The organism is Salmonella sp. SAL04214, from assembly GCF_046550615.1.
Taxonomy (GTDB): domain Bacteria; phylum Pseudomonadota; class Gammaproteobacteria; order Enterobacterales; family Enterobacteriaceae; genus Salmonella; species Salmonella enterica.
This window is the reverse complement of sequence record NZ_JBGDXT010000012.1, coordinates 74,892-87,797: the sequence shown is the minus strand read 5'-3', so window position 1 is coordinate 87,797 and position 12,906 is coordinate 74,892. Positions and strand designations below refer to the sequence as shown.

Sequence of the window (12,906 nt, the reverse complement as noted above, 5' to 3'; positions counted from 1 at the left end):
CACGCGGCATTAGCAAAAATAATATTTGAACCGATAATTTATCGCCAACGCATTTACAGCGTGAAAGACGAAGGAGATTAACGGGTGCGCGGGCACACTTCGCCTTCACCGAAGAAAAAGGCGATTTCGCGCTGCGCGGATTCCAGCGAATCCGAACCGTGGGTGCCGTTTTCAGTTAAGCTATCAGCGTAGTCGGCGCGCAGCGTACCCGCCAACGCGTTCGCCGGGTTGGTGGCGCCAAGCAGATCGCGGTGACGCTGTACCGCATTTTCGCTTTCCAGCACGGATACCACGATAGGGCCAGAGGTCATGAACTCCACCAGACCGTCAAAGAACGGCTTGCCGTCGTGCTCAGCATAGAAGCCGCGCGCCTGCTCAACGGTCAGGTGCAGCATTTTAGTGCCAACAATTTTGAACCCTGCAGCTTCAAAGCGCGCAAAGATGCTGCCAATAACGTTTTTTGCCACCGCGTTGGGTTTAATGATGGAAAAAGTTCGTTCAATAGCCATGTTTACCTCTGAAATATGTTCTGTTGTTATGTCAGGCGCGGATTATAAAGAGCATCCCATCAATTGCCTATGGATGCAGGTAACATTTTTTTAAAATAAAATGAGCATTAGCAACAAAAGTTAAAGGCGCACAGCAAACTCAGGGGACTGACACAGCACGCAGTGCGTGTGTTCAGGCGTGAGAGCATGGAAAGTACGTTTGCAGCTTTCGCAGATGAGCGTATGCACCGCACTATGCCGCGTTAAGGCGGGTTCCACGTCAAACCGCAGCCGCAGCGCCTGATGCGGACATACCGCCGCACAGCCGCCGCATCCCGTACAACGCGCCGCCGCTATCGTCAGGGTATTGTCGTCAAACTGGATAACGTTCTCCGGGCAGCTTCGCCAGCAGGCACCGCACATCCTGCACTCTTGCGGACTGATTTCGGGTACGCATTCGCTGAACGCGGAAAACGCCTGTCTGAGACGCCGTTTCCCCGGCTCGACGGCGCACGGGGTAATGGCGTCGCGCGGAACATGAAACAGAGTGCGCCGCGAGGCGTTAATCTCCGCGCCGACAACGTGTTTGAAAGACCAGCCCGGCTCGCCGTAGCGGCGCAGCGCTAAATTTAGCCTCGCCAGCACCATCAGCCACTGCGCCGATCGCTCCACCGCAATATCAATAAAGCGAATACCGTACTGGCTGTGCCAGAGAAGCAGTTCATCGACCGTTGGCGCCTGTAGCGAAAACGGCCCCACCAACGTATCCCCCTGCACAAAGCGTTTAACCGGTTTGATACCGGTAATGGCGTCAACAGGACAGACAAACAGACAGTCGCCACAGGCTATGCAGCGCGTCGTATCTATGCTGACCTGCCCCTGCGCCAGCGAAAACGCCTGCGCCGGACAAACATCGGCGCAAGCGCGGCAGGAAGAAAAACGAAAGCGACGACGGACGCAGGCCTGCGTCACGTCTACCGCCGGATCGATCGTCAGGTTAACCATCAGCCAATACTAAAGAAGACGTAGCGCAGCATAATCTCACCGAGAAGCAGCAATACGCTACCCGCCACCAGCGTCCCTCTGGCGTTTCGCAGACCGCCTGCGGCAAAGCAGAGCATTCCCGCCGCTGAGACACACCAGCCGAGAAGATAGACGTCGCGCAACTGCGCCAGCGCCTGTAGCGGATGATGCGGGAAAGTGACGGCCGTCGTATCCACCGCATTAATATCCGCCAGCCATAGCGGCTGCATGATCAGGCGAATCAGCACCATCAGTGCGACCACCACCACAGCGCAGCGCATTGCGGCGCCAGCGTTGCGTAGATAAGCCAGCGCAATGACTACCGAGCCGATAATGCCTGACGTGCCAAAGAACAGCGCCAGCGTGTTGCTATGCTGCCAGGTCGCCACCGAGGCATGGATATAAACCTGCGCCATGCAGAATACATCCACCAGCCCAAACGCTGCCGCCAGCGCCAGCAGCGGCTGCCAGCCTGGTTTTCGGAAAAATAGCAGCACAACCCCCAGTCCCAGCGCCGCCAGATAAAGGCTGGCAAAGACGATTTCGCGACTCAGCCACGAACTGGCGACATGACGTAACGCGTTTAGCGCATTCAGGGGATAGCCCATGTGCAGCGCTGAAGCAAGCAGCCCTACGCAGGCCAGTACAAACGCCCCCGCCATCGCGGGAAGCGCGCCGCGTGCAGGCACGCGTCCCTCTACGGCGTACTGGCGGCCCAACGCCAGCCACAGAGTCACACCCACAGACCCTTGCAAACAGAGCGTAAAAATCAGCAGCGGTAACTCATGCATGGCGTTTACCCTCTTTTTCTGCGCCCTGATGCGCTTTTACAACCAGATTAGGTTTGGTTATGGATGAATCTGGCAGCCCGTTAACGTCGCATACGCTACCGTACTTCGCGCGCAGTTCATCAATCGGACCAAACTTGATGGCCTCCAGCGGACAGGTCGCGACACAGACGGGCGGTTCACCTTTCGCCAGTAAATCAACGCACATGTCGCACTTGGACATTTGGCCGGTCTGCTCGTTAAGCTGCGGCGCGCCGTAAGGGCAGGACCAGGCGCAATAGCCACAGCCGACGCATTTGTCGGTATCAACGCGCACGATGCCGTCGCCCGGGCGTTTATGCATAGCGGTAGTCGGGCAATTTTTGGTGCAGACAGGGTCCGCACAGTGGTTGCAGGAAATGGAAAGCGTATAAGCAAATACGTTATTGCTGACCCCGCCCTGCCCGGTCGGGATGAAACTTCCGCCCTTGACTTCATAGACGCGGCGGAAACGACGGCCTACTTCCAGATTGTTTTTGTCTTTGCAGGCCACCTGGCAGGCTTTACAACCGGAGCAGCGTGAGGAGTCGATGAAAAATCCCAGTTGTTTATCGCTCACCGGCGGGTAATGTGTAAACTGACTCATGCTTTAGCCACCTCCACCAGCATGGTTTGATGTGAATTTCCCTTCGCCAGCGCGGTAATACGGGCCGAGCTAAGGACGTTCGCACAGCCGCCTTTATCAATACCGTTCTCATCCGGCTGCCACCAGGCGCCGGCCTGCATCGCGACAACGCCAGGAATAATGCGCGGCGTCACTTCCGCCGGGATTTCGCAAATCCCGCGTGAGTTATGAATACGTACCATGTCGCCATGCGTAATGCCGCGCTTTTGCGCATCCTGCGGGTTGATCCACAATGTCTGCTGCTGCACTTCAATCAGCCACGGGTTAGCGTATTGCGTTGAGTTGGCGCGGTTTTTTCCTTTCCACGTAATTAACTGGAGCGGAAAATCTTTCACCAGCGCATCCTCCGGGCCTTCATGCGCGGGAACGTAGTGCGACAACGCCGGGATTTCCGGATGCTGCATGTCGTACAGGCGCTTCGAGAAGATCTCTATTTTCCCTGACGGCGTCGGGAACGGATGATTTTCCGGATCGCGAATATTGTCTTCAAAGGCGATAAATGGCGCGCTCTTGAACAGATGCTGACGGGTCTTTTGCAGCGTGGCGAAATCCGGCAGATTTTCGTCCGGCATCGCCAGGCGCGTCTGTTCCCAGATGTGTTCAATCCACGCTTTCTCATCGCGCCCCTGGCTAAATTCATTCTCAATGCCTAATTTCGCCGCCACCTCACGTAGCCAGTCGTAGTCGGAGCGCCGCTCAAATTCAGGCTCGATCAGTTTTTCAGAGAGTATCAGGTAGCTTGCCGTACCCCAGGTTTCACCGATGTTCCAGCGTTCCATAAAGCTGGTTTCCGGCAGCAGTAGATCAGCGTATTTCGCGCTCGGCGTCATAAACAGATCGCTGGCGACAATAAACTGGATCTTTGATTCATCCTCCAGTACGCGTACCGCCTGGTGCAGATCGGGGTTCTGATTCGCCAGATAGTTTCCGGCCAGCGAGAACAGAATACGGATGTTACTGTCCAGCTTATCGGCATCTTTCAGCCCCATATCCGGCGTCACTTTGCTGGCGTCGTCTGCGGCCTGCACCCAGTTCATCACCGAAATTTTGGCTTTTACCGGGTTATCCGGCATCTCCGGACCCGCGGCAAATTTACGGTTAGCGCAGCCGCCGTAACCCGCAGCCCAACCGCCTTTGATGCCGACATTACCGGTAATGGTCGCCAGTAGAGTCGAGCCGCGCGCGGTGCGCTCGCCGCAGTTGTGGCGCTGTGGTCCCCACCCCTGAATCAACGCGGCGGGTTTGGTATTCGCGTAATCACGCGCTAACTGGCGTATGGTTTGCGCCGGCACATGGGTGATCTTTTCCGCCCACTCGGGAGACTTAACGACACCGTCTTTGGCGCCGGTCAGATATGCCACCAGCGATTCGTTAGCCGGTACGCCTTCCGGCATTGAGTCTTCGTCAAAACCGATAGCGTAGCGCGCAATAAATGCGCGATCGTGCAGATTCTCGCTGATGATGACGTACATCATCGCGTCCATCAGCGCATTGTCGGTGGTGGGCAGCAGCGGGATCCACTGATCCGCCAGCGACGAAACGGTGTCGGAATAGCGCGGATCGACCACGATAAACCGCGTACCGTTCTGCTTCATCTTCTGCAAGAAATAGTTGGTATGACCAAAAATGGTCTCCGTCGGGTTATGGCCCCACAGAATCACCAGTTTGGTCTCCAAAAGCGTATCCAGCGAACTGCCGCTGGCGGCAATGCCGTAAGTATAAGGCGTCGCGGCCGCCGTGTTGCCCATACTCACAGAATGGTAGCTTTCGAGATAGCCGCCGGTCAGATTCAACAGGCGACGCGCCATTTTATCGCCGGAAAAGGTGCCGCCGGAAACGGCGGTACCAACATGAACATAGCGCGAAGCCGGGCCATATTTTTCAGTAATCGATTTTAAATTATCGGCGATTAAGGTTGTCGCTTCATCCCAGGAAATTCGCTCGAACTTTCCTTCACCGCGTTTTCCTACGCGCTTCATGGGATATTTAAGTCTGTCAGGATGATAAACAAATTTACGGTATGCGCGTCCACGAACACAGGCACGCATCACCGGCATTTGCGCATCCAGCGCATTATCCGGTCGCGTTGAAATTCGCGTCACGATACCGTCACTAACATGCGCCCGAATATCGCATTTGCCCCCGCAGTCAAAAGTGCTGCATGTCTGAACGACTTTTTCCGCAGGACTGTTTTCAGTTGCCGTCACAGCGCGCGCCTGAGCGGTAGCTGGCGAGGAGACAAAGGGTAACGCAATAAGCGCGGAGCTGGCCTGGATAAAGTGGCGGCGAGAAATAGCGGGCTGTTCGCCATTTCCCTGGCTTTTTATATTTTTCATGATCCGACTCGTCAAATAAAAACCCATTCTCACGTTTTTAAGTGTTAGATCTCTTGATATTTATCAAGCTCCCTCATTAAGGGTAATTCCGGAAAATTAATAATTCTCATTAACTTTAAATTAAATGAAATTCATAATTTATTCTGAAGAGTTGTTAACGTATTAATTCAAAATTAACCGCTGCAACCTGACCGGACTCATCCATTACGACAAGTTGATAACGTCCAGCGATATTGAGTAATAAAGAAAGGCGATTATTTTCGCCATTAACAGGTTCGCCATTTAAAAACCACCAGCGACGCCCTTTACCGCCGGTAGTCGAGACGGGCAGCGTAACGTTTTCCTGGCCTGGCAATTGCCTGATCACCGCGCCATCCCTCACTCCTGACAGCATTAACGGCGCGGCATCATTGCCCTGTAGCGGCGGACAGTGGTCGGACGCCGCGGGCAAGCGGGCGCTACGTCTTTCCGCAGGCGGCAGCCACGGCTCCAGCGGCCGCGGCCAGACGATAAACGTATGCGCACGCGCCTGCGGACAGTCGGCAGCGACACGCCGCCCCGTATCATCCAGCCAGACCGGGAAACGAATACCGTTGATGTCTTCCTGCTCAGGTAACAGCAGCGTGGGCGGCTGGCTGTCGTCAAGCAGCCATGTCGCCAGTCGGCGGCGACAGTTGCTGTCTCCGGCAGGCAGAGTCTGTCCGCCCGGCCAGCAAATGACGCCGCGGCTTACCGCCTGCGGACGCGGATCTTCCGGCAGGCGTCCCGTATGCGCCAGTAACAGATTATTGACCTGATTAAGCAATGGCACCGCGCTGGCAAAACCAAATTGCCCCACCACAGGCGTGCCGTCGGGTCTGCCTGTCCAGATGCCGATGATATAGCGCGCGTTAACGCCAATAGCCCACGCATCGCGATAGCCGTAGCTGGTGCCGGTTTTCCACGCCAACGGCACAATGCGCGGCAGCGCGTTATCCGGCAAGGGTTGCGCTTCATCCGCCATAATCCGTCGAATGATCCACGCCGCTCCCGGCGACATTAATGGTCTTTCCGACAGCGGATCGTCCGGCTGTAACCGTAGTTTCGCCGCTTTCCCATGACGAGCGAACGCGCTGTATGCCGCCGCCATCTCGTCAAGCCGCGCGCCCGCGCCGCCCAGAATCAGCGAAAGATTGGGCGCCGCGCCAGCAGGCAAATATAGCGGCAGGCCGACGTTACGCAGTTTTGCCGCAAATCGTTTCGGCCCATAGGCCTCAAGCACCTGAACGGCAGGCAGATTCAGCGAGCGTACCAGCGCGTCGCTCATGCTAACCGGGCCGTGAAATCCGCTGTCGAAGTTTCCCGGACGGTAATCTCCGGTGCGGCGCGGAACGTCCTGTAATAGTGATGCGGGATGGATCAAGCCGTCATCCAGCGCCAGACCATACACAAAGGGTTTGAGTACCGATCCCGGCGATCGGATCGCCGTTACCATGTCGACATGACCAAAACGGCTGTCGTCATTAAGGTCTACCGATCCTACCCAGCCGCGCACGCTCATATCGGTATGATCGACGACGATCATCGCCAATGAACTGCGTGCAGGCAGCCGCCCTTTCCATGCCCGCGCCAGATCTTCCAGTTGCCGCTGCAACCCGGCGTCCAGCGTGGTCACAATTTTGTCGCTCCGGCTTTTACTCAACATCATTCGGGCAAAAAGCGGCGCCAGTTGCGGCATTTGACGCGGCGCCAGCCAGACCGGCTCTTCACGCGACTCGCGTACCGTTTCGGCAGGCCAGACGCCCTGCGCCGCCATCCGATCCAGCACTTTATTTCGTGCCGCTTCGGCTCTCGCAGGCCAGCGGTCGGGGCGTAACCGGCTCGGCGCCTGCGGCAATACGGCCAGCAGCGCCGCGTCAGCGTAGCTCAGGCGCGCGGGCGGCTTGCCGAAGTAGGCCCAGCTTGCAGCGCCAATACCCTGTAGCGTGCCGCCGAACGGCGCGCGGTTCAGGTACAGCGTCAGGATATCACGCTTGGACAAATGCCATTCAAGCTGGAGGGCGCGCCAAAGCTGGCGGATTTTACCGCCGAACGTGCGCGAATGCGGGTCCAGCAGTCTCGCCACCTGCATAGTCAGCGTACTGCCGCCGGAAATAACGCGCCCGGCGGTAAGATCCTGCCATGCCGCGCGCGCGACGGAGAAAGGGTTAACGCCAGGGTGCCGCCAGAACCAGCGATCTTCGTAATTGATTAGGGCCTCCAGGTAACGGGGAGAGACCTCTTCAATCGTCACCGGATAACGCCAGATCCCCCCGGCGTCGGCAAAGCGCCACAGCGGCGTACCGTCATGGGCGACCACGACCCGCGCAGGATGGACCTCATTGAGCGGCAGCGGCCAAAGTTTATCCGCCGCCCATAACGCCAGAAGAATAAAAAACGGCGCGCCCGCCAGCCACAGCCAGCGGCCACGTTTACCACGCCAACCGTTCATTTAAGGCGTCACAATCAGCAGCCCCTCGCTCGCGCCGGTTGCCCGCCACTGAGGCGCGTACATCGATTCCACCTGCGGTTGCGCAAGCTGGTACGTCCCCGGCGTTACCGCGCGCGCCAGGTAGACCAGCGTCACGGGCTGGCCCTCATTGACAACGACGGCAGCCACAAACCGATCGTCGCGGAATTCCATATACTGAATATCCGCCTGCTGCATCTGATTAAGCAGATTTTGCACTTCGCTACCGCTCTCCGGCAGGCTGGCGCTGCTGTCAGCCAGATTCTGGTTTTCCAGCTCCAGCCCGGCCGGGAGCAGGTCCACCACCAGTGCATCCGGCACATTGCGATCGGCCACTACCGTTAACCAGACCAGCACCAGTTCGCCGCTACGCAACGAGGACAGCGATTTGCGCTGACCATCGGTCCCCAGTATTTGTCGTTCAATCTGCAAAACGTTGCTGGCAGGCTCAGGCGCAGATGAGGGATAGCCGCTGCTATCCAGACGCAGCCATAGCGGCTGGCTACCGGTGTTCGTCACCTCAAGGGCGGCCAGCTGGTCAGCATCCAGATTACGGGTCAGCGCCTTGTCGCCCGACAGCGGCTGCGCCTCTAACGAGGTCTGCGCCTGCCAGGCGCCCGCGCTGGCCTGTCGCGAATGCGCGGCGAGGAACAAGGCATTGTTCTCCTGGGTAGAGAGCCAGCGCTGACCGAAGGCCTGCTCAGAAAGCGAGCTTAATAGCGCGTTTTGCGCGTCCGGTCTGAGGTTGTTCTCTTCCAGTAGCGACAACATCAGAGCGTTATCGCGCAGAGAACTGCCGTAATCCGCTATCCATTGCCGTTCGTCCTGACGCGGCGTATTCAGAGCCAGCGTAATGGCCTCTTCGCCGCGTCTGGCATCACCCATCGTGTTTAACGCGATGCCCAATTGCATCAGCGGCAGTCCTGAAGCCGCCTGACTACGGCGCTCCCAGATTTCGCGCAGCGCGCCGAGCGGCGCTTTCTGCTGACGCGCCAGTACCAGCGCGGCGTAAGCCTGAGCGGCAAAAGTACTGGCCTGGGTATTATCGCTATAACGAATCAGCATCAGCATCGTGCCGGGATCCTGCAGATAGCGCAGCAGTCGCTCATTGCCCCGGTTAATGGCCTCCGGCGGGACGCTATATCCCTGCTCGCCCGCGCGAATGAGGAAATCCATCGCGTAGGCCGTTAGCCAGGGCTCTTCCGCCCCATTTTCATCCCATAGCGCAAAACCGCCGTTATCACGCTGCATCTGTAGTATCCGGGAGATGCCGATATCCACCGCGGCGCGCCGTTTTTCATCGCTATCGCCAGTAATACCGAGCGACTGCAATTGAGCGGCATTGGTATACAGCGCCGGGAATAACCCGCTGGTGGTTTGTTCCAGGCACCCATACGGATATGCTTTCAGCTCGCGAATGTAGCGCGCCAGATTGAGCGGCGGTTTTCCGCTTAATAGCAGTTGTCCCTGTAACGTGGCTGGCGAGACGTTTGCCAGATGCTGCTCTGGTACATGCCAGCTCTCTCCCGGCGCCAGCGCAATGCCGCTATTTACCGTTTGGGCAGGCCAGGCCGGACGCACGCCGATTTGCCACTGCTTATGCTGCGCGCCGAGGGTTTCTCCCGGCAGATTCAGACCGCTAATGGTCGCCTGGATTTCGCCTTCGCCAAAACCTTCCAACGCGCGTACCGGAACGAATAAGGTGGTGCGCACGCCCGGCGCCAGGTTGACCGGTTGCGGCTGTTGACTAAGCAGTTCCAGTAACCCACTGGCGGCGAGCGCAATATTCAGCGTCTGCGGGCGGTCGGTCAGATTGGTGACGTCCAGCACCAGTCGCGAAACATCCCCTCCCGCCAGAAAACGCGGCATATTCAGCTCGGCAATCACTGGCGCGGCGACAACGACTTTGCTTTCGCCGCGACCAAAATCGTCCGCTGTCCATGCCTGCGCCATAACCCGCAGTTCGCCGTTAAAGTCGCCAATCGGCAGCGTTACGACCCCTTCGCCCTGCTCATTGAGCGTGATCGGCTGCGCCTGCTGCGCGATGATATTGACATGGTTTACCGGCGGTTTTCCGCCGCGCTTAAGGTCGTCGCCATCGCCGCCAAAACGCAACGCCGCCAGCCGCCCCTGCCCTTCAATGACCTGGCCGTAAATATCGTAGATATCCGCACCGTAGCGTTTTTGACCGAAGAACGCCTGCCACGGGTCCGGCGTCGCGTAATCGGTGATATTCAATACACCGCTATCGACCGCGGAGACCAGCACGTTGATCTGTTTTGGCATTTCGCCGTGTTTAACGCTGGCTTTCACCCTGACGGTGAGCGGCTGATTCGGGCGCATTTTAGCCGGGCTTTCCAGCGCCAGATCGAGGCGGCGATTTTCATCCCCCAGCGGTAGGTGTAGTAACCCCACGGCGCGTTTTGGCGTCGCGGAACGAGATTTATCGCCGGGACGCACCACCAGCGTACTGAGATAGAGATCGTGGCGATTCCAGGTTTTATCCACCGGAATCGTGAGATCCAGACCTTGTGCCGGCACATCGATCGCCTGCCACCACAGCGGACCGTCGCTGGACTCCACCATCGCATAACCTTTACCGGCGACCGGCGCGGCGATATGCAATTTCATGGTGTCGCCTGGACGATAACTCGCTTTATCCAGTTTGAGGGTGACGCGATCCGGACGCGCCGCGCCGCTACCGTCGCTGTTATCCTGCCAGCTATAGCCGGCCCAGAAACGAACGCTGCTGACCGTCTCATTCGGCGCTTTGGCCTCCAGACGGTACGCGCCCCATTCCACCGGGAAGCTGACTTTTCCGGTTTCATCCGCGTTCAGATTCAGCGTCTGCTCGCCCTCCACCAGATCTTTTTGATCAAACTGCGACTGCCAGCCTTCGCTTTCCGACCAGTTCCAGTAATAGTCGCGACGCTCGCGGATGAGCCGCACCTGTAAACCGGACACCGCTTTTTTCTCGCCCTGCGCGTTGGCGTAAACAATATCGAATGCGGCGCTGCTGTCTTCGTCGACAATCGGTTGATTAACGGTGGTATCCGTACGGTAGTCGTATACCGCTTTGGCGGCGAACTGTGGACGAATTCCCGGTAACGTATCGGCAGGCCAAATCGCCTGCTCTACGCGACGAGTGACCGGACGGCCGCCAGACTCCAGCAGGCTGGCCTGTAGAATTACCTGCAGCGGCGAATGCGCTTCTTGCCACTGGCTGGCAGCACTCACTTCACCACGTCCGCCTTTATCCAACGTCAGTTGAACTTCGTCCAGGCTGCGCGAAAGATTCTCTTCGGCAATATTGCCGAACTGGAAGCCAGGCAAGGCCGCGACAGCGTCGCGCAGCGGACGCAGGAAAAGTTGCCCTTGCAGGGTATTGCCGTTAGCAGGCGCGCCATACAAGTAATAGCCGACAACGGAGAATTTCACCTCATCCGCAGGCGCCAGAGGTGTTTTTTGCGCCGTCAGGTTGAGCGCCATCCGCTCCGGCATAAAGTCTTCCACATGGAAATCCCAACTCCGCAACAAATTATCGCCGGTGTTGGCGCGGACATGCCACAAGCCGGTCGGCGCGTTGATATCCAGCGGATAATTCAAACGGTATAGCCCGTTTTCCGGCTGGCTGACAACGGTACGCATCACCTGTCCGTCTGGTTTTACCACTTCCAGCTTAACGGGTTGATCGGGCAGCGTTTTACCGTCGCTATCGCGCAGTAATCCGTTGAGGATAACCGTTTCGCCCGGTCGGTAGAGATCGCGTGGGCCGAACATAAAGAACTGCTTGCTGTAGCCGGGCGCGCCAGCGACATTAAATTCCGACAGATCCAGCGCCGGAAGCGTGAGATCGAGCAGCGTGGTCTGCTCCTCTTTACGCGCCAGTAATAGCGCCGCCGCTTTATCAGCTTCCAGTTGCACATGTCCCTGCGCGTCGCTCGTCGCCTGCGCCAGCGTCTGACCTTTATCATTCAGAAGAACAATCTCAATTCCCGACTGCGCCGCGCCGTTTTCCAGGCTTTGCGTAAAGATATCCAGCCGATTATGGTAACGGTGCGCGGACACGCCGATATCGCTAAGGGTAAACAACGTAGCGGCATTACTATAGTTGTAGTGTCCAGCCTGATTCATTACCGCCACATATACGCCCGCCTGTTGCAGCGGCTTAATATCGCTTAATGGCAGCAGCAGTTTCTCACGCGTATTGCGCGCCGGATTAAGATCAAAACGACCGGTATAAACCAGATCCGCCATTTTCAGCAGATGGTCGGACTCCCAGTTAGAGAGAGAACTACGGTACTCCCACTGGCTGACAAATGACGCCAGCGATCCGGGCTTAACGCGGAAAAAGTTTACATCAACATGGTTGACGTTAAGCGCCATGACCGGCAGTCCTTCCGCGATTTTCCCCGGTAGCAGCGATCCCCGGCTGGCAAAGCCGACGCTGGGCTGGACATCACGCGTGGTAATCGTTTTTTCATAAGACTTGCCGAAGGTGGCGTTATTCAGCGCCTTAACGGTGGGATCAACCGTGACCACCAGCACGCGCTCAGGTTCCAGATGACGTAACCTTAGCTCTTTTAAATTTGGCGCCAGCTCCCATGCGCCGTCAACGCTGCCGCTTTTCTTATCAACCACGTGAACCACACGGGAGAAATCCTGTTCAGGATCTAAAGGAATTGAAAACGTCAGCACCAGCGTCGCCGCGCCGTCAAGCTGCGCTTCGGAGGCGTCTAATAGCGTGAGCGCTTTGCCCTGGCTTTGCTGCGCCAGCTTTTGTAGCTGTGCCGGGTCTTGCGCGGGCGAGGGCTGCGCTACGGCTGGCGCTTCGCTTTTAGTCGTCGGGGCGGTTTTATCGTTGTTATCGCATCCCGCCAGCGCCAGCATGATCATGCAGGCCACCACGCGTAAATGTTTCATCTTTCATCCCTGGCCTTAACGGCCTGTCAGCAATGGTTGATGAGATATTATGCGCGAGAAATTTTATTGTGTAAGTCCGTATTACTGTGATGATGCGAAAATTTTACGCAGAAATGTGGTTTCGCCAGCCAAAACAGCCTCTTCTACTTGTCCCTTTTCGGGAAACGTCCGACAATTTGATCATAATCAGGTAACA

Annotated in this window: 7 protein-coding genes; all 7 read right to left on the bottom strand. The window is 57.3% G+C overall.

Annotated elements, in window-relative coordinates:
* Positions 1 to 77 precede the first annotated feature (77 nt).
* On the bottom strand, positions 78 to 509 hold the full coding sequence (gene ndk, locus ACLJQD_RS18895; protein ID WP_000963846.1) for a nucleoside-diphosphate kinase: 432 nt from the start codon (positions 507 to 509) through the stop codon (positions 78 to 80).
* Between the two features lie 120 nt (positions 510 to 629).
* Entirely contained in the window at positions 630 to 1,493 is an 864-nt protein-coding gene (locus ACLJQD_RS18890) for a 4Fe-4S binding protein (RefSeq protein ID WP_017442243.1), read from the bottom strand.
* Complete coding sequence (locus ACLJQD_RS18885; protein WP_017442244.1) at positions 1,493 to 2,302, bottom strand: dimethyl sulfoxide reductase anchor subunit family protein; 810 nt, start codon at positions 2,300 to 2,302, stop codon at positions 1,493 to 1,495. The genes ACLJQD_RS18890 and ACLJQD_RS18885 overlap by 1 nt, the downstream gene beginning before the upstream one ends.
* A complete protein-coding gene (locus ACLJQD_RS18880) occupies positions 2,295 to 2,924 on the bottom strand; it encodes a DMSO/selenate family reductase complex B subunit (RefSeq protein WP_000077436.1) in 630 nt (209 codons plus the stop codon). Before ACLJQD_RS18880 ends, ACLJQD_RS18885 begins: the two co-directional genes overlap by 8 nt.
* Positions 2,921 to 5,299: a DMSO/selenate family reductase complex A subunit gene (locus ACLJQD_RS18875; protein WP_023242737.1), complete on the bottom strand. Its 2,379-nt coding sequence runs from the start codon at positions 5,297 to 5,299 to the stop codon at positions 2,921 to 2,923. Before ACLJQD_RS18875 ends, ACLJQD_RS18880 begins: the two co-directional genes overlap by 4 nt.
* A gap of 154 nt (positions 5,300 to 5,453) precedes the next feature.
* Positions 5,454 to 7,769 (bottom strand): peptidoglycan glycosyltransferase PbpC, encoded by a 2,316-nt coding sequence (gene pbpC / locus ACLJQD_RS18870; RefSeq protein WP_017442246.1) that lies wholly within the window; start codon positions 7,767 to 7,769, stop codon positions 5,454 to 5,456.
* Positions 7,770 to 12,710, bottom strand: a complete 4,941-nt coding sequence (locus tag ACLJQD_RS18865; protein WP_017442247.1) for an alpha-2-macroglobulin family protein — start codon at positions 12,708 to 12,710, stop codon at positions 7,770 to 7,772.
* Positions 12,711 to 12,906 lie beyond the last annotated feature (196 nt).